This window comes from Microbacterium sp. PRC9 (genome assembly GCF_031844125.1).
Classification (GTDB): Bacteria; Actinomycetota; Actinomycetes; order Actinomycetales; family Microbacteriaceae; genus Microbacterium.
Window position 1 is genome coordinate 53305 of record NZ_JAUZUR010000012.1, and the last position, 17903, is coordinate 71207.

The window sequence follows — 17903 nt, forward strand, 5'->3', positions numbered from 1 at the left end:
ACACGCGGGGACGGATGCCGCGGACCCCCGGCCGGAGGTCGGGACCCGCGCCCCTCGGCTCAATGGGACTCACGCGTCACCTCCGAACCCGACGCTCCGACCAGGAAGTCGAGGTCGGCGCCGCGGTCGGCCTGCATCACGTGGTCGACGTAGAGCCGCTCCCACCCGCGCCGCGGGTTCGCGTAGCCGTCGACGGTGGCCTGGTTCGGCATCCGGCTCGCCAGTTCGTCGGCCGGCACGTCGAGGTCGAGGCGCCGGTCGCGCACGTCGAGTTCGATCCAGTCGCCGGTCCTCACGAGGGCGAGCGGTCCCCCGGCGGCGGCCTCGGGAGTGACGTGCAGCACGACCGTGCCGTACGCGGTGCCCGACATGCGGCCGTCGCAGATGCGGACGATGTCACGGATGCCGCGCTCGAGGAGCTTGGTCGGAAGCGGCATGTTCGACACCTCGGGCATGCCGGGATATCCCTTCGGTCCGCAGCCGCGCAGCACCATCACCGAGTTCTCGTCGATGTCGAGGTCGGGGTCGTCGACGCGGGCGTGGAAGTCCTCGATGGAGTCGAACACCACCGCCCGACCCCGGTGCTTCAGCAGGTGCGGGGACGCGGCGGCGGGCTTGATCAGCGCACCGCCCGGAGCGAGCGAGCCGCGCAGCACGGAGATGCCGGCGTGCGGCTGCAGCGGGGTGTCGCGCGGGGTGATCACGTCCGCGTCCCAGATGCGCGCGTCGTCGAGGTACTCCACGAACGGGCGACCCGTGATGGTGAGGGCCGCGGGGTCGAGCAGGTCGCGCACCTCGCGCATCACCGCGAGGAACCCGCCCGCGCGGAACAGGTCGTCCATCAGGTACTGACCTGCGGGCTGCAGGTTGACCAGCAGCGGCACCTCGGCGCCGATCCGGTCGAAGTCGTCGATGGTGAGGTCGATGCCCAGGCGCCCGGCGATCGCGAGCAGATGCACGACCGCGTTGGTGGACCCGCCGATGGCGGCGAGCGCGACGATCGCGTTGTGGAAGCTCCCCTTCGTCAGGAACGTCGACGGTCGGCGGTCCTCCGCGACCAGCGCCACGGCGAGAGCGCCGGTGAGGTGGGCGGCCTCGAGCAGGCGGGCGTCCGGTGCGGGCGTCCCCGCGACGCCGGGCACCACGACGCCGAGGGCTTCGGCGACGAGCGCCATGGTCGATGCGGTGCCCATCGTGTTGCAGTGCCCCTTGGAGCGGATCATCGACGACTCGCTCCCCCGGAACATCGCCTGGCTCAGTGTCCCCGCTCGCACCTCTTCGGACAGCCTCCACACGTCGGTGCCGCAGCCGAGCGCCTCGCCCCGGAAGTGGCCGGTGAGCATCGGGCCTCCGGGGACGACGACGGCGGGAAGATCGACGGATGCCGCGGCCATCAGCAGCGACGGGATCGTCTTGTCGCAGCCGCCGAGCAGCACGACCCCGTCGATCGGGTTCGCCCGGAGCATCTCCTCGGTCGCCATCGCGGCCATGTTGCGCCACAGCATCGCCGTCGGCCGCACGTTCGTCTCCCCCAGCGACACCACCGGCAGCTCCAGCGGGATGCCGCCGGCCTCGTAGACGCCGTTCTTCACCGACCGCGCGACCTCGTCGAGGTGCGCGTTGCACGGTGTCAGGTCCGATGCGGTGTTCGCGATCGCGATCTGCGGGCGCCCCGCGAAGGCCGAATCCGGAACACCGCGACGCATCCACGCCCGATGGATGTAGGCGTTCCGGTCGTCGCCTGAATACCAGTGGGAGCTGCGCAGCGTCACCGTCGACCCTCATCCTCGCCCGCAGCGATCGCGGGCGCTTTCCGCCATCCTGCCGGAAAAGAGGGCGGCCGTCGTCGGGCGCACTCGGCGTGCTCCCAGGAAGAGCCGGGGAACGCTCCGTAGGCTCGCAACCCCAAGGGGAGTACTCCACCACGATCGGCTCGTCACTACGGATGCATGGTGCATCCCGGGTCATCGGTCCTCGATCTCGAGGATGGAGAAGACCTTGGCGTCGATCAGTCACGCCACGGTTGGAGCCTCCTTGAACATCACCCCGCTCGTCTGGGTCATCACCATCGCGATCACCATCACGTTCTTCGTCTACGAGTTCTTCGCGCACGTCCGCAAGCCCCACGAGCCGACGATCGGCGAGTCGGCCCGCTGGTCCGCGTTCTACATCGGCCTGGCGCTGCTGTTCGGCATCGGGGTCGGCGTCGTCTCCGGCTGGACCTACGGCGGCGAGTACTTCGCGGGCTACCTCACCGAGAAGGCGCTGTCGATCGACAACCTCTTCGTCTTCCTCATCGTGATGACGGGATTCGCCGTTCCGAAGATCTACCAGCAGAAGGTGCTGATGATCGGCATCGTGATCGCGCTGGTGCTCCGGGGCGTCTTCATCGCGGTCGGCGCCACGCTGATCGAGAACTTCTCGTGGATCTTCTACCTCTTCGGAGCGCTGCTGCTCTTCCTCGCCTATCGGCAGGCCTTCACGCACGGTGAGGCGGATCCCTCGCAGGGCCGATTCATGCGATTCGTCCGCCGCCGCCTGCCCGTCAGCGACGACTACAACGGTGACCGTCTCACCGTCGTGAAGGCGGGTCGTCGCTTCGTGACGCCGATGCTCCTCGTGATCGTCGCGATCGGCTTCGTGGACCTGATCTTCGCCGTCGACTCCATCCCGGCGATCTACGGGCTGACCGAAGAGGCGTACATCGTGTTCACCGCGAACGCGTTCGCGCTCATGGGCCTGCGGCAGCTGTACTTCCTGATCGGCGGTCTGCTCGAGCGCCTGGTCTACCTGGCGCAGGGCCTCGCCGTGATCCTCGCCTTCATCGGCGTGAAGCTCGTCCTTCATGCGATGCACGTGAACGAGCTGCCCTTCATCAACGGCGGCGAGCCGATGCTGTGGGCGCCCGAGATCCCCATCTGGTTCTCACTGCTGTTCATCGCCGCGACGATCGCTGTCGCGACGACGGCGAGCCTCATCAAGACCCGCGGCGGCCGCGCCGCGACGTCGCACCCGACCATCCCCGCCGCAGATCACACGTCTACGGCCCACCCAGAGAAGGAACTCTCTTGACCTGGTGATCCCCACCGGCGCAGAGCGGCGTCCGGCCTCCGCCACGAGGCGGAGGCCGGACGCTGCTGCGGTGCCGCGCCGGCTGGGCCGGCTACTTCGAGACCGTCACCTTGAGCGGTGCGCTCACCGTCGTGCCGGCGGCGTTCGTGAACTCCACCGTGTAGGTGTACGTCCCCTTGGCCTTGCCCGCGACCGGCAGGGTCGCGCGCTGCGCGCCCGGGGTGGCCGCCTTCAGGTCGCCCGCGCCGACCTCGACGCCGTTCTCGAGGAACCGGTAGGAGGTGGCGTTGGTGCCCCACCACAGGTCGGCGGTGACGGTGTACGTGCCCGCGCCGTTCTTGACGTCACTCGACAGGACGGGCTTGCCGGGCGAGGCATCCGTCACCTTCACGGTGAGCGGCTGCGTCGCGGTCGTGCCCTTCGAGTTGACCAGCTCACCGGTGAACACGTAGCTGCCGTTCACCAGGCCCTTGATGTCGACGACAGCGCTCTGCGCGCCGGGCGTCATCATCGTGAGCGGCACCTTGGCGACGAGCTCGCCGTCGCGGTAGAGCTTGAACAGCGAGCCGTTCTCGCCCCACCACAGGTTCATCGTCAGCTGGAACGTGCCGTCCTTCAGGCCGGTGTCCCATCCGTCGTTCGACGAGAGCACGCCCTTGGCCGGCGCCGTCTTCGCACCGTCGTTCGAGGCGACCTCCGGGAGGGTGACGGATGCCGTCGCCGCCGACCGCTCGCCCTCGCCGAGTGCGTTCACGCCCGCGACCTCGTACGCGTGGGTCGTGCCGAGCTCGAGCGCCTTGACGGTGCAGCTGGTGCTGCTCGTCTCGCACACCGGGTCGGTGCCGCCCGCCTCGTACACGCGGTACCCCGTGAATCCCGGACCGGCGAGGGTCGACGCATCCCACGCGACCGTGATCGAGGTGTCGCCCGCGAGGGAGGCAGTCACGTTCTGCGGCGCGCCGGGGAGCGTCTCATCGGCCACGGCGAGCCACGAGATGACGGGCTTCTCGGCGCCGGCGCCCTCGTTGGTGACGAGGTAGTCGACGGTGGCGGGAGCCGTCAGCGTGAAGGTGAGCGGCGCGGCGATCGGCCCGCTCGAGCCCGACAGCGGGACCGTGCCCTTGGCGAGTTCGGTACCGCCCACCGACACCGTCTGGTACATCGCGCGGTTCAGACCCCACCATTCGGTGAACCCGCCCGTGAGCGTGTACGTGCCCGCGTCGAGAGGCAGACGGTAGACGAGCTTCGTCGTGTCCTGGTACAGACCCGTCGAGTACTTGTCGCCCACGTCGGTGGTGCCCTTCGTCTTCATGCCGTCGGCGACGTAGCCCCATTGGTCGGGGGCCGTGGAGACCTGGTCGACCCTGTCATTGCGCAGCGCGACCGTGCCCGCGACCGCGGTGTACTGCGGCGAGGCCGCCCCGCTCGTTCCCGAGTCGATGTAGTACACCAGCGCCGGCGGGACGATCTCGTAGCCCGCGACGACGGCCTGATCGGTGTCGGTCAGGCGGCCCGTGACCGTGAGCTTGCCGTACACCGTGCGCGCCTGCGCGGCGGAGGCGGCATCCCATTCGACGGCCTTCTCGGCGCCGGCGACCGTCACCGTCTCGGGAAGGTCCTCGTCGACGGTCAGCGCGCCCTGCACCCCGAGGTCGCGAGGAAGGCTCTGCACGTAGACGAGCGCGAGACGGGCGTTGTAGCCGCTCGTGCCGTTGGTGCCGAACTCCACGTCGACCACGGCGTCCGCGTCGAGCGTCAGCGTCTGCGCGACCGGCGTCGCCGATCCCGTCGACACCGCGGTCTTCGTGGTCTCGGCGCCCGCGACCTTGACCTTGGAGTAGACGTTGGTCGTGAGTCCTGCACGCGGCGCCTGGACGGCGACGATGTTGTACGAGCCCGCGGGAAGCGTCAGGTGGTACGTGACCGGCTTGTTGTAGTCGGCGCCGACGTACGACGATCCCCAGTCCGCCGGCGAGCCCGCCGCGATCGTGGTCGCCGTGGTCGAGTAGCCCCACGTCGTTCCCGCCGTCGTGCCGTCCCACTTCTGGTCGCTGGTGTCGTTGACGAGCCCCGGAGTGGATGCCTTGACCGCCGCATACACGGATCCGGCCGAGGCCCCCGTCGCGCCCGAGTCGATGAAGTAGTCGAGATCGGCCGGGGCGACCAGCACCGTGGCGCTGAAGCGCTGGTACAGGCCCGTCGACAGCTTCTCGGTCGAGCGGCCGGACGCTGCGAACGTCCCCAGCTCGGCGACGCTCTTCGCGCTCGTCGTCGACGCGAGGCTCCACGTGACCTTCGCGTTCGTGCCGGCGAGGTCGAGCTTCGCGGGCAGCGTGCGGTCGGCCGATGTGATGGTCACGACGCCCAGGTCGAGCACGTCGGGGCTGACGTCCTTCGGCACGAGGCCGTCCGCGGCCGCCGTCAGACGGGCCGCGATCGCCACAGACCCCTCGGTGTCGAGACCGTAGGCTGCCGGGTCGTCGAGCGCGGCGGTCGCGTTCGCCTTCACGGCCGCGAACACCGCCCACGTCTCGGCGCTGTACTCGGCCTCGTCCAGGCCCTTCACGGCGTCCGCCGCCGCGGCGAGCGCCGTGGTGTCGGCCTTCGCTGAGTCGGCGGTCGCGGTGACCACGCCGACGGCGTCGACGTTGATCGAGGCGTCGTTCGCCGTCTTGATGACGACCGTGTGCGGGCCGTTCGACAGGCCGCGGAGGATGAACGTGGTGCGCTCGCTGCCGGCGGCGAACGTCGGCGCCGCCGTGGCGACCTGCACGCCGTCGACGATCACGTCGAGGGTCGTGGTGCCGGCGTTGGTGCCGATGATGTCGAGACCGGTGCCGGTGAAGGAGTACGTCATCGACGCGCCCTTCGCCGTGCTCTTGGAGGCCGTGCGCTGCCACTCGAACATGCCCTGGCCGTTCGCGTGGCTCCAGTTCTTGTCGAACTGCAGCACCGGCACCGAGCGGTCCGCCCAGCTGGTCTGGTGCATCCCGTCGATCATCGCGTCGTAGTACGGCGTGTAGCCGGGCACCGTCTCGATCTTCAGGTTGTCGAACTGCACGAAGGTGAAGCTCGAACCCAGCTGGATGCGACCGGTCGCCTGGGGCGCAGCATCCGTGTACGTCGCGACATCCACGCCGTTGACGGAGGCCGTGTACACCGAGCCGGCGACCTTCACCGCGATGTTGTTCCACACGCCCGGGCCGGTCTTGAACGCCGCGGCGGCGTTGCCCGCCACGGTGCCCGTCGAGAGCGTCGCGCCGAAGCGCATGAATGTCCACGCGCCGGTCGGGTCGATCTTCAGCTCGGCGGCCGAGACGCTCTGGCCGTTGGCCGTGCCGCCCTGCTCGCGCGCGCCGATGGTCGCGTACTGGGATCCGGATGCCTCGAACAGCACGTCCGACGAGACCGTGTAGTTCGCCCAGCGGGCGTCGCCGATCGTCGTCTTCGGGTCGCCGCCGTTCCACGCACCGCCGGCCATGCCCGGGCCCACCTGCTGGCGGAGCACACGGTCGTGCGCGGCGTCCGGGGTCGCGACCGACTCGAACGCGCCGTTCGTGTCGTTCGTGTAGCGCGGCGTGGCGCCGTTGTCCTCGGCCTGCACTGCGGGAGTGCCGCCCGGCTTGGACTGGTTGCCGCGGCTGTCGAGGAACGACTCGCCGGTGTCGACGAGCTGACCGGTCGCGGGGTCGTAGCCCTTGATCGCGCCCTGCTCGGTGTAGTCGAAGTCGTCGGCGTAGAGGAACGCGTCGTCGGTCACGCCGTTGACGTTGCCGCTCGCATCGGTGTCGAGCACGTCGCGGCCGCCGTCGGCGTCGGTGTACTCCTTCGACGTCGGCAGCGCGCTGCCGTAGCCGTCCTTCGCCGTGAGCGTGCCGCCCGCACCGGCGGTCGCGTGGTCGAGCGTCGTGAACGTGACGGCCGACCACGGCTTGACCGTGACGGTGTACGTGCCGTCGGCGGCGGGGGTGACCTCGCCGACCGGCTTGAGGTAGTTCGCGTCGTACGCCTGGCCGCCGTCGGCCGCCCGCGTCTCCCACACCTCACCGGTCTGGTCGGCGCCGAGGTTCAGGTCCTTGGCGACGATCCGGTAGGTCTTCGTGAACTTCGAGTCGTTGATGATGACGGTCGAGAAGTCCGAGGCGTCCGGCGCCGCGAGCGTCGTGTACGACGCTCCGCCGGCACGCGCGCCGCCCGGCGGGTTGCCCGTGCCGAGCTCGCTGCCCGACGCCTTCGGGATCGCGCGCCAGATGCCGGCGGTGTTGTCGGCGTTCTCCCACCCGAGCTTCGCGAACTGGGTGAAGTGCTCGATCACGGCCAGGCCGCCGTCGTAGTACATCCAGCCCGACCACGGGTCACGGGCGTTCACGAGCTCCTTCGACGAGTACTGGAATCCGTCGTAGAACGAGCCGATCGCCGGCTGGAAGATGTTCATGGTGCGCCGCGACGCGTGGAAGCCGGTCGTGACCCAGTTGCCCATCTCGAGCGCGCTGTTGGTACCGCCGAACTGGGTGCCGAACCCGCCCTGCTCGTCGCTCGCGTTGTTGTTCGGGCGGTCGGCCGAGTTCGAGAAGGTCGACTGGCCCTCCGAGTTCCAGACCTCCTTGTCGAGCTGCTCGGCGATCTTCTTCATGTTGCCCGCGCTGTCGTCGGCGCTCGAGTAGTGGAAGCCGACGACGTCGACCGCGTCGCGCAGCGACGCGTCGGTGGCCGAGGTCATGGCGTTGCCGAACGCGACCGGCGGCGTGCCGACGGTGTCGGCCGCGATCGTCTGGATGGCGCGGTAGAGGTTCTTCTCCTCCTCCGACGCGAACCCGTTGTTCGGGTCGGACGCGGTCGCACCCTCGTAGCCCTTCTCGTCGCCGCGCACCCAGCTCGAGAAGTTCTTGTACAGCGGGATGTTGGGGCTCGAGGTCTCGTTCGTGTCGGGGTTGATCGAGTCGACCATGACCCCGAACTCGCGGTAGGCGGCGAGCACGGTGTTCTTGAACCAGATGTACTGGTCGGCGTCATTCGCGACCCACGCCGGGCGGTTCCAGCGGAGCAGGCTCAGGTGGATGTCGCCGTGGGCGACGAGCTGCGCGTCGGCGGCGAGCTGGAAGCCGGGCTCGCGGAGCACGTTGGGGTACTCGTCGCGCGTGCGCATCGTCGATGCGTTCGGGCCGGTCGAGGTGTTGCGGTCGTTGCCCATCTCGATCTTGACCGTGTTCATGATCGGGTGGTCCCCGCCGAACAGCGTCTCGATGAGCTCCCAGTACGCCTCCGGGTGCTGGGACTTGTAGTCCAGCAGCAGCGCGCTCGTCGAGTTCGCCGACAGCACGCCGAAGCCCTTGAACGTGAGGCCGTTCTTGTTCTGCGCGGCCGCCGCGATGTCGGCGCCCGTGACGTTCAGGGTGACGGGATCAGCGCCCGCCGCCTGAGCCATGGTCGGCACGGCGAGCGGCGCCGCGACCACCGCAGCGGTCACCACCGCTGCCAGCGTCATGCGCACCCGTCGTGGTCTCCGTCCGTCCTTCGGACGAGGCATCCATCCCTGCGACATCGCAGTCTCCGTTTCCCCTGGGGCTTCTCCCGTGCGCTCGCGGATCCGGACCGGCCTCGACGCACGAATGGGGCACGACCGCGTGCCCGCAGCGAAATCCTCTCGTGAGAGGGAGGGATGCGGGAACCAAAACGAACACACTCGTTCAGTCTTGAACCGAATCGAACACACTTGTACGCTGAGGCGATCATGGAGCAGCCCACCGACCCGCCCGCCTTCGGCCTCTCCCGCCGCGAGCACATCCTCGACGAACTGCGCCGCTCGGGCTCGGTGCGGGTGGCCGACCTCGCGCGCGAGCTCGGGGTCTCCGAGCTCACCATCCGCCGTGACATCGGCCAGCTCGCCGACCGCGGCCTCGTCACCCGCGTGCACGGCGGGGCGACGCTGCGCAGCCGGCTCGACACGACAGTCCCCGCCTCGTCGGGCGCCGCCATCCGGTTCCGGGTCGGGATGGTCGTGCCGTCGCTCAGCTACTACTGGCCCCACATCATGATCGGCGCGCGGGCCGCGGCGACCGAACTCGGCGTCCAGCTGATCCTCCGGGGTGCGACTTACGCCGTCGACGACCAGCGCCGGCAGATCGCCTCCCTCGTCGAGTCCGGGAGCCTGCACGGCCTCATCGTGGCGCCCGAGACCCTCGGCGCCGACGGGCGCGCGCTGCTGCACTGGCTCGAGGCGCTGCCGATCCCCGTGGTGCTCGCCGAGCGGCGCGTGCCGTCCGCGCTCGCGCTCACGAGCCTCGAGTGGGTGACCACCGACCACGTCTTCGGCGGCTCGCTCGCGGCCGATCACCTCGCCTCGCTGGGCCACCGTCGCGTCGGCATCCTGACGTCTGCCGGTTCCCCGACGTCATGGCAGCTGCGCCGCGGGTGGGACCGCGCCGTCGAGGGGCTCGGTCTCGAGTGCCTCGTCGACGTCGACGCGACGCTCGACGCCCTGGACGGGGTCGCCCGCGAGGCGCTGATCGCCGACGTGCTCGAGCGATGCCGCGAGACGCGCACCACCGCACTCCTCATCCACAACGACCCGCAGGCGGTGCTGCTGCAGCAGCAGGCGCGCGACCACGGCTGGGCGATCCCCGAAGACCTCGCGATCGTCGCCTACGACGACGAGGTCGCCGAGAGCGCGGAGCCCGCCATCACGGCGCTGCGTCCGCCCAAGCAGCAGGTCGGCCGTCTCGCGGTCGAGACGATGGTCGCCCGGCTCAGCGAGGGAGCGCGGCGCCCGGTGCAGCGCGTGTACCTGCTGCCCGAACTGCTGCCGCGCGCCTCCACTGTGGGCACCGTGCACTGACCCGCCCCCACTTCGACAGGTCAACCGGGGCTCTGCAGGCCCTCCGAACTCAGTGCGGTCCTGCGAAGGCGCGGTTGACCTGTCGAAACGCACCACCGGAGGGCGGCAACGCAGGCCAATTTGCACGATAATACCTTTAGTGCAAAACTGCATGATGTGACAGATAGTGCAGAAGGGCTCCGCGAGCGCCGGCGCGCCGAGACCACGCGCACCCTGATCCGCGCCGCACGACGGTTCACCGCCGAGCACGGCCTGGCCGGCTTCACCCTCGAGGAGCTGTGCAGCGAGGCCGAGGTCTCGCGACGCACGTTCTTCAACTACTTCGCTTCGAAGGACGACGCCGTCCTCGGCATCCCTCTGGAGCGATCGGATGCTGCCGCCATCGCCCGCTTCCTCGCCGGCGCCTCCGACGAGTCGGGCATCTCACCGAACCTGCTCACCGACCTCGCTCTCCTCGCCGAGGAGCGCTGGCGCGCGCTCGACATCGCCCCCGACACGGTGCAGGACCTGTTCCGCGCGGTCGAGAAGGAGCCGCGGCTGCTCGCGCGCATGATCGAGCTGGGGTTCGAGGGCGAGCAGTTCGACGCCCGCCTGATCGAGCAGCGCGAGAACCTCCTGCCGGGCGATCTCCGCGCGCAGGTCGCCGCCCAGGTCATCGGCGCCCTCGTCCGGTCGGCCACCGGCGAGTTCCTGAAGCCTGGCAACGCCGAATCGTTCACCCGGATCTTCGAGCGACGCATCGGTGCGGCGCGCGACCTCTTCGCCACGCAGACCGCAGTGATGGGAACCCCCGAATGACCACCGCCACCGTCCCGACCGCCACGCCCGGCCCCGACGCGCCGTTCCTGCTCACGCAGCGGCGCATCTGGATCATCTTCTCCGCGCTCATCGCGGGCATGCTCCTGTCGAGCCTCGACCAGACCATCGTCTCGACCGCGATGCCGACGATCGTCGGCGAGCTCGGCGGTGTCTCGCACCAGGTCTGGATCACGACCGCCTACATCCTCGCGACCACGATCGTCATGCCGATCTACGGCAAGTTCGGCGACGTGCTGGGCCGGCGACGACTGTTCATGGTGGCGATCGCGATCTTCACACTGGCGTCGGTCGGCTGCGCGTTCGCCACCGACTTCTGGATGTTCGTCGTCTTCCGCGCGATCCAGGGTCTCGGCGGCGGCGGCCTCATGATCCTGTCGCAGGCGATCATCGCCGATATCGTCCCCGCCGACCAGCGCGGAAAGTACCTCGGCCCCCTGGGCGGCGTCTTCGGCCTCGCGGCCGTGGCCGGCCCGCTGCTCGGCGGCTTCTTCGTCGACCACCTGACCTGGCAGTGGGCGTTCTACATCAACATCCCAGTCGGCATCGCGGCATTCTTCATCGCCGTGTTCGCGCTGAAGCTGCCGAACAAGAAGGCTGAGAAGCCGATCGACTGGCTGGGCGTGCTGTTCCTGACGGCGGCGACGACCTGCCTCATCTTCTTCACGGACTTCGGCGGCTCGGCGGACCAGGGCTGGGACTCCGGCGCGACCTGGGCGTGGGGTGCGGGCCTGGTCGCCTCGGCGGGACTGTTCATCTTCACCGAGTCGCGTGCGGCAGACCCGATCATGCCGCTGTCGATGTTCCGCAACCCGATCTTCATCAACGCCACCGCCATCGGCATGGCGATCGGAATCGGCATGTTCGCGGCTCTCGGCTTCGTGCCGACGTTCCTCCAGATGTCGTCGGGCACGTCAGCGGCAGCATCCGGTCTCCTCATGCTCCCGATGATGGTCGGCGTCATGGGCATGTCGATCGCCTCGGGCCTGCTCATCACGAAGACCGGCAAGTACAAGCTGTTCCCGATCGCCGGCACGCTCATCGTCGGCGTCGCGATGGTGCTGATGACGACGCTCACCGCCTCGACGCCGATCTGGCTGATCTGCACCTACCTGTTCCTGTTCGGCGTCGGCCTCGGCTGCATCATGCAGGTCGTCGTGCTGGTCGTGCAGAACGCCGTGCCCGCCGCGGATCTCGGAACCGCGACCTCGACGAACAACTACTTCCGCGAGGTCGGCGCGGCGCTCGGCACCGCTGTGTTCGGCACGCTCTTCACGACGCGCCTCACCGAGAACCTGACGAAGGTCTTCACGGACGCCGGAGCCAGCCCTGAGCAGGCGGGCGAGGCGACATCGAGCATCGACCCCTCGGTGCTGAACTCGCTGCCCGACACGGTCAAGACGGGAGTCGTGGACGCGTATGCCGACGCACTCGCGCCCGTGTTCTGGTACCTCGTGCCGTTCATCGCGATCGCCTTCGTGCTGGCGCTCTTCCTCAAGCAGATCCCGCTGTCGGACGTCGCCGGGCTCGTCGCGCGCGGCGAGGCGATCGGCGGCGAGGAGGCCGAGCGCCTGGAGGCCGAGCGGCTGAAGGTCGAGCAGCACAGCGCCGCTCCCACCGGACGCGCACGCCGCCGCACGCGCGAGAAGGACCGCGCCGCGCGGTAGTCAGGCTCCGAACCGGCGCTGCACGTCGCCCGAGCGCTGCTCAGTCGTCGAGCCGCTGTCCGAGTTCGATGATGAGCCCTTCCGGCCCGCGGACGTAGCAGACGAGCCACACATCCTCGTAGTTCACGAGCTCCGCCATGGTGTCGTACCCGGCGGCGCGGACCTGGGCGAGCACCCCCTCGACATCGTCGACGCGGTAGGCGAGGTGGCGCAGGCCCAGCGTGTTCGACGGGAGATCGCCGACGGATGCCGGGCTCTCCGGTCGCAGGAACTGCGAGAGCTCGATCGCTCCCGAGCCGTCGGGCGCGGTGAGGAACACCATCTCGACGTCGGTGCCGGTGAGCCCGTTGACGCGATCCGCCCACGGGCCGCCGACGCGGGCCTTCTCGCCGCGGTGGAATCCGAGCATCTCGAGGAAGCCCGCCATCGCCTCGAGATCCTCGACGATGAGGCCGATGTGCTCGAAGCTGCGGACGCCCACCCTCGCGACCTTAGGCGTCGAACGGGCGCAGCGGTACCCCGCCGTCGGTCGACGGTCGGCTCAGGCGAACAGCCCGAGCAGGCGCACGCACGTGCGCGGGTCGTGGGTGAGGCCGCGCTGCAGCCCCCACAGCAGGTACGACATGCTCCGCACGATCACCCAGCGACGCGCGCGCTCGGACGGCACCCCGGCCGCATCGACGAATCCGTCGAACGCCGCGAACACGTCGTCGTCGACCTCCAGCTCGTCCAGCCGCGACCACAGCGCGCGGCCGATGTCGTACTCCGGGTCGCCACGCAGCAGTACCGGATCGACCACGGTCCACGGCAGCCGGCCTCCGGCGAGCACCTGCTCGAAGTGGAGGTCGCCGTCCACCGAGAGCGGCTCGTCGGGCGCTGATGCGATCGCGGATGCTGCCGCCACCGCCGCGTCGAGCACCTCGGGCGTGGTCGGCCCGGCGAGGGCCTCCCACTCCGCCGGGAACGCCACGATCGCCTCGGCCGCGATATCACGCGTGCTGCGCGCGTCCGCAGCGGCGGGGATCGCGAGCACCCTCGTGAGGGCGCCCAGCATCACGATGGCCTCCTGCACGGGCTCGCCCTGCAGGGTGCGGTCGTGGTCGAGCCGCTCGAGGAGCGTTGCGCCGGCGTCGGTGTCGGCGTCCCACAGCAGGACGACGCCACGGCCGTTCCAATGCGCGAGCGCGGCGGTCTCGGTGGCGACGTCGTCGCCCGGTGGCGCGAGCCGCAGCACCGCGCGCTCGTCGCCGCGCCGTACCGGCACGACGAGCGCGTTGGAGCCGTGGAGGGTGGCGCCGTCGACGACGAGCCCCCATCGATGGCACTGCCGGTCGACGAGATCGGGGAGCCGGTCGAGCCACTCCCGTCCCTCACCGTCGTACCGCCACCGCGGCATGTCGCGGAAAGAAGGAGGGACGACGATCACCGCCCCAGCGTAGACGCGACATCCGACCGCGTCGCGCGCAGGAATCGTGCAGCCGTCAGGGCGCAAGCAGCGCGACCGCCCCCACGGCGACGACGACCAGCGCGAAGGAGAGCGCGACCCCTGCTTTCCATCTGTCCGGGTGCGACAGCCAGACGGGAACATCGAGCAGCTGCACCAGCACGGTGACGGCCGCGACGGCGAAGACCCAGCCCCGGACCTCCCACCTCCACGCGAGCCCGACACCGAGTGCGCCGATCAGCGCCGCGACGACGAGAGCGGCGCATCGGATGAGGAGGTACCAGCCCGTGGTGCGCGCGACATGGTCCTCGGCGCGGGCGCCCTTGACGGCGGCCAGACCGCCGAGGATCCCGAATGCGTTCACCACGGCGCTGACCAGGGCGAGGGCCAGGACCCATCCGTTCATGCCGCCCACCTTAGAGCTGGCACATGGCCCGGCACCGCACCGCCGTGCCGCTGCTCTGGCCGTCGCTGTAGCCGCCGGTGGGTCAGCCGTCCGAGCTCGAGGGCGAGGGCGTCGGCGCGGGGACCGCCGCCTGCAGATCGGAGACGTGCTTCTGGAATGCGGCGACGGTCGCGGCATCCACCGTCCCCGTCGGCTCGACGCCCAACTCCGTCTGGAAAGCCTGCAACGCGGCGGTCAGCTCCGGCGTCCACACGCCGTCGACCGGCCCGTCCCAGAAGCCGGAGAGCGTGAGCGTCTGCTGCAGCGCAGCCGTCGACGCCACCGACTCCTGCGCGGCGGCGCCGCCCAGCTCGGCCAGCTTCGCCTGCAGCGCCTCGGCGGTCGCCTTGTCGACGGTGCCGGTGACCGGGAGTCCGGCGGCCTTCTGCAGGTCCTCGACGGCCTGCACCGTCAGCGGCCCGTAGACACCGTCGACGGTGCCCGTGTAATACCCCGCGACAAGCAGGTCCTGCTGCAGCGCCGACGTGTACGCGCGGACAGCGGCTTCGGCCTGCGCCGCCTGCTCGTCGGTCAGGCAGCCGGCATCCGCGAACAGCGCGAGCCACGCCATCTCGAGCGCGACCGCGGCGCTGTTGAACTGCTCGGCCGCGTCCTTCAGGGGCGTGTCATCGGTGACGGATGCCTCGGCCGACGCGAGCTCGGATTCCGCCTGCTTCACCCGCTCGACCGACGCGGTCGGCGCGAGCGGCGTGCTCGACGGCGCCGCGGGCGCGGGCTCGGTCCGCGTGCCCGTCGGACCTGCCTCCGCCTCCGCGAGCGCGACCTGCGCGTCGACGAGCTCCTGCTGCGCGTCGTGCAGCGCCTGGTTCGCGGTCACGGCCGCCTCGGCGCTGTCGACCACGTCCTGCCGCGGCGCGGCGAGGTCGGCGCCCGCGTTGCGGACATCGCCGACGGTCGGAGCGGTGTCGTTGAGCACGTCGCCGTAGCGGTCGAGCGCCTCGATGTAGTCCTTGCCGGCGCCGCAGAACGCGCCCGACGCCGCGGTGAGCTCGGTCTGCGCCTCGGCGACCGCATCCTCCTTCGCCGAAACCTGGGCCTTCGCCCGCTCGACCGGGTCGGCCTCGGCGGCGCATCCGGCGAGGACCACGGCCGCGACCGTGCCCGCGACGACGATGGCGCCCAGCCGCGCCGACACCCTGGTGCGAAGCTTCTCCATGTCGCGCCCCCTTCTGAACCCGAAGCATGTGAGCCACATCATGGCACCGCGAGCCGACTCGACGCGTCATGCGGGTCGCATGAGTTCCGCGGGTGTCGACCCGGAGGTAGTCTGCGACGAGTCGGCGATCCGGAGGAGAAGCCATGACGACGATCGACCCCGAGCGCGACCTCACCCTCGATCGCGTGATCCGCGCTCCTCGCGAGGCCGTCTGGGAGGCATGGACCACACCGAGCCTGCTCGCGCGATGGTGGGTGCCGGCGCCCACCGTCGCCCGCGTGGACCGACTCGAGGTCAGCCCCGGCGGCGCCTTCGTCACGAGCATGAGCGACAACGGCGCACCGTTCGTCCCCCACACGGACTCCGTCTTCCTCGTGGTCGAGCCGCATCGCCGCCTCGTCTTCACCAACGCCGTCGACAGCGGCTGGCACCCGGCGAAGCCGGAGCCGGTCGCGATGACCGCCGAGATTACCCTCGACGACCACACGGACGGCACCGTCTACCGCGTGGTGGTGCGCCACGGCGATGCCGCCGCCCGCGCGCGCCACGAAGCGCTCGGGTTCTCCGAGGGCTGGGGCGCGGTCACGGCAGCGCTCGCCGCCCTGGCCGAGGGTGGCGCCCGACCGTAGTCACGCCTGCCGAAAGAGCCCGCTGCTGCCCATCAGCCGCGAAGGCGTGAGGATGATCGTGACCCGGAGGGGGTTGACGCGGGGCTGGCGGTATCGCTCGGCGTAGAGGCCGACCGCGAGTGCGACCTCGTCGGGATCGTCATGCACCGTGGCGGTGCCCTGGAACGAGAGCCAGCGTGCGCCGTCCACCTGGCTGATCGTGGCGGTGCCGTCGCGCCGCACGTTCCGGACTTTCTGCGAGTCGCGCGACGTGATGATGCGCAGCAGCCCGTCGTGCAGCGTGAAGCCGACCGCGACCGCGTGGATGCCGCCCCACGGCGCCATCGTCGAGAGTGTGCCGATGTGCCGTTCGCGCACGAACTCGATTCCCGCCTCCGACAATTCCCGCACGTTCCCACGCTACCCGGCGGATCCGCGCGGCACGCGCCGGGACTCCCGATCGCGGCGCGGAGAATCTACAGTTCGATGAGGGACGCGTAGATGCGCCTCCAGTCCCCGGAGGAGGCAGCACATATGGTGACCAGCATCCCGCTCTCGAGTGGAACACGGATGCCGCAGCTCGGCCTGGGCGTCTACCTCGTCACCGACGTGGCGGTGTGCGAGTCGAGTGTGAGGTCCGCTCTCGACTCGGGGTACCGGCTCATCGACACCGCGGCCATCTATCGCAACGAACGGGCGGTGGGGCGCGGCATCCGTTCGTCCGGGGTCCCCCGCGAGGAGATCTTCCTCACGACGAAGCTGTGGCCCTCGGACTACAGCTACGACAAGGCGCGCGCCGCGATCGGCGGCGCGCTGGAACGACTCGACTGCGGCGCTCTCGACCTGCTGCTCCTGCATCAGCCCGTCGGCGACGTGAAGGGCGCATGGCGGGCGATGGAGGATGCCGTCGACCAGGGCGTCGTGCGCGCGATCGGGGTGAGCAACTTCGCGGTGTCGGATCTCGAGCGCCTGCTTCCGGCGGCGCGGATCCCGCCCGCGGTGGACCAGGTCGAGCTGCACCCGCACTGGCAGCAGCCGGACCTGCTCGCCTACCTGGCCCAGCACGCGATCATCCCCGAGGCGTGGTACCCGCTCGGTCACGGGTCGACGAAACTCCTCGCAGAGCCCGCAGTCCTGGGAGCCGCGGCCGCGCACGGGAAGTCGGCGGTCCAGATCATCCTGCGCTGGCACGTGCAGCGCGGGTTCGTGGCCATCCCGAAATCGACCAACCCCGCACACATCGCGGCGAACATCGACGTCTTCGACTTCGAGCTGAGTCCCGCCGAGATGGCCGGCATCGACGCGCTCGGCAAGGACCGCCCGATGTTCCGCCTGCCGCGCTGGATGATGGCGGCCACCATGCCGCTGGCCCGCCCGCGACCGCTCGCGTAGCCGCGCAGCCGGCGCGTCGGGCGAACCCTTCCTCTGAGCCGGGTCTCAGCCGGTGCGGGTGCCGACGATGGTGGACGGCGGGAAGGGTCCCGCCTGGGCCGTGCCCGTGAGCCGGTTGCCGACCACGTGCAGCGCGACGGCGAGCGACATCGGCAGCGGCGCGACGAGGTCGAGTGTGAACTCGGCCGTGTCACCCGTGGCCGTGCCGCCTCGGATCGCGATCGGGCCGGTGGGGCCGATCGCGGTGCCTGAAAGCGAGGTTCCGACCGTCGTCAGTGTGACGTCGAAATGGTGGGATCCCGCAAGCGTCGCGACCTCGATCGCCCACTTGCCGTCGATAGCTGCCACGCCGACCTCTCCTTCGTCCGAACGGCCGTGCGACCGTCGAGGCCATTCTGCTCGGCGCGGGGGCCATCGCGCGACCGACGGCGCGGATGACCCGCGGGC

At 70.1% G+C, this 17903-nt stretch carries 14 protein-coding genes; 6 read left to right on the top strand and 8 right to left on the bottom strand.

The window, feature by feature from the left end:
- Positions 1-59: 59 nt before the first annotated feature.
- The gene (locus tag Q9R33_RS19660; RefSeq protein ID WP_311294850.1) at positions 60-1772 is read right to left on the bottom strand and encodes an IlvD/Edd family dehydratase; all 1713 of its coding nucleotides are present in this window, start codon (positions 1770-1772) and stop codon (positions 60-62) included.
- Between the two features lie 262 nt (positions 1773-2034).
- On the opposite strand from Q9R33_RS19660, the gene Q9R33_RS19665 reads away from it, so the two are divergent.
- Positions 2035-3072, top strand: a complete 1038-nt coding sequence (locus Q9R33_RS19665) for a TerC family protein (protein ID WP_311294851.1) — start codon at positions 2035-2037, stop codon at positions 3070-3072.
- Positions 3073-3163: 91 nt separating this feature from the next.
- On the opposite strand, the gene Q9R33_RS19670 is transcribed toward Q9R33_RS19665, so the two are convergent.
- Entirely contained in the window at positions 3164-8557 is a 5394-nt protein-coding gene (locus Q9R33_RS19670; protein ID WP_311294852.1) for a fibronectin type III domain-containing protein, read from the bottom strand.
- A gap of 246 nt (positions 8558-8803) precedes the next feature.
- Here Q9R33_RS19670 and Q9R33_RS19675 point away from each other — a divergent pair, with 246 nt between their 5' ends.
- The 3 genes from Q9R33_RS19675 to Q9R33_RS19685 all read left to right on the top strand — a co-directional run bounded on the left by Q9R33_RS19675 (position 8804) and on the right by Q9R33_RS19685 (position 12390).
- A complete protein-coding gene (locus tag Q9R33_RS19675; RefSeq protein ID WP_311294853.1) occupies positions 8804-9907 on the top strand; it encodes a substrate-binding domain-containing protein in 1104 nt (367 codons plus the stop codon).
- A 156-nt stretch (positions 9908-10063) separates the two neighbouring features.
- A complete protein-coding gene (locus Q9R33_RS19680) occupies positions 10064-10705 on the top strand; it encodes a helix-turn-helix domain-containing protein (protein WP_311294854.1) in 642 nt (213 codons plus the stop codon).
- Positions 10702-12390, top strand: a complete 1689-nt coding sequence (locus Q9R33_RS19685) for an MDR family MFS transporter (protein ID WP_311294855.1) — start codon at positions 10702-10704, stop codon at positions 12388-12390. Before Q9R33_RS19680 ends, Q9R33_RS19685 begins: the two co-directional genes overlap by 4 nt.
- A 40-nt stretch (positions 12391-12430) precedes the next feature.
- Here the strand turns inward: Q9R33_RS19685 and Q9R33_RS19690 are convergent, their stop codons facing one another.
- The 4 genes from Q9R33_RS19690 to Q9R33_RS19705 all read right to left on the bottom strand — a co-directional run bounded on the left by Q9R33_RS19690 (position 12431) and on the right by Q9R33_RS19705 (position 15456).
- Positions 12431-12871 carry a VOC family protein gene (locus Q9R33_RS19690; protein WP_310251116.1) on the bottom strand — a complete coding sequence of 147 codons (441 nt, stop codon included), beginning with the start codon at positions 12869-12871 and terminating at the stop codon, positions 12431-12433.
- Positions 12872-12931: 60 nt separating this feature from the next.
- Complete coding sequence (locus tag Q9R33_RS19695; protein WP_311294856.1) at positions 12932-13816, bottom strand: aminoglycoside phosphotransferase family protein; 885 nt, start codon at positions 13814-13816, stop codon at positions 12932-12934.
- Between the two features lie 55 nt (positions 13817-13871).
- On the bottom strand, positions 13872-14240 hold the full coding sequence (locus Q9R33_RS19700; protein ID WP_056372100.1) for a hypothetical protein: 369 nt from the start codon (positions 14238-14240) through the stop codon (positions 13872-13874).
- 82 nt (positions 14241-14322) lie between these two features.
- Complete coding sequence (locus Q9R33_RS19705) at positions 14323-15456, bottom strand: peptidoglycan-binding protein (RefSeq protein ID WP_311294857.1); 1134 nt, start codon at positions 15454-15456, stop codon at positions 14323-14325.
- A gap of 143 nt (positions 15457-15599) precedes the next feature.
- Between Q9R33_RS19705 and Q9R33_RS19710 the strand changes: the two genes are divergently transcribed.
- Entirely contained in the window at positions 15600-16085 is a 486-nt protein-coding gene (locus Q9R33_RS19710; protein ID WP_310251125.1) for an SRPBCC domain-containing protein, read from the top strand.
- Here Q9R33_RS19710 and Q9R33_RS19715 read toward each other — a convergent pair whose 3' ends face one another.
- Complete coding sequence (locus tag Q9R33_RS19715) at positions 16086-16475, bottom strand: PPOX class F420-dependent oxidoreductase (protein WP_310251128.1); 390 nt, start codon at positions 16473-16475, stop codon at positions 16086-16088.
- 123 nt (positions 16476-16598) lie between these two features.
- Between Q9R33_RS19715 and Q9R33_RS19720 the strand changes: the two genes are divergently transcribed.
- The gene (locus tag Q9R33_RS19720; RefSeq protein WP_311294858.1) at positions 16599-17456 is read left to right on the top strand and encodes an aldo/keto reductase; all 858 of its coding nucleotides are present in this window, start codon (positions 16599-16601) and stop codon (positions 17454-17456) included.
- A gap of 45 nt (positions 17457-17501) precedes the next feature.
- Here Q9R33_RS19720 and Q9R33_RS19725 read toward each other — a convergent pair whose 3' ends face one another.
- Complete coding sequence (locus Q9R33_RS19725) at positions 17502-17804, bottom strand: hypothetical protein (protein ID WP_056372086.1); 303 nt, start codon at positions 17802-17804, stop codon at positions 17502-17504.
- Between the last annotated feature and the right edge of the window lie 99 nt (positions 17805-17903).

Bases quoted from the DNA above. Each gene is read 5' to 3' on its own strand.
- Q9R33_RS19670 (WP_311294852.1), bottom strand. From the start codon at position 8,557: ATGACGCTGGCAGCGGTGGTGACCGCTGCGGTGGTCGCGGCGCCGCTC.
- Q9R33_RS19675 (WP_311294853.1), top strand. From the start codon at position 8,804: ATGGAGCAGCCCACCGACCCGCCCGCCTTCGGCCTCTCCCGCCGCGAG.
- Q9R33_RS19685 (WP_311294855.1), top strand. From the start codon at position 10,702: ATGACCACCGCCACCGTCCCGACCGCCACGCCCGGCCCCGACGCGCCG.
- Q9R33_RS19700 (WP_056372100.1), bottom strand. From the start codon at position 14,240: ATGAACGGATGGGTCCTGGCCCTCGCCCTGGTCAGCGCCGTGGTGAAC.
- Q9R33_RS19705 (WP_311294857.1), bottom strand. From the start codon at position 15,456: ATGGAGAAGCTTCGCACCAGGGTGTCGGCGCGGCTGGGCGCCATCGTC.
- Q9R33_RS19710 (WP_310251125.1), top strand. From the start codon at position 15,600: ATGACGACGATCGACCCCGAGCGCGACCTCACCCTCGATCGCGTGATC.
- Q9R33_RS19720 (WP_311294858.1), top strand. From the start codon at position 16,599: ATGGTGACCAGCATCCCGCTCTCGAGTGGAACACGGATGCCGCAGCTC.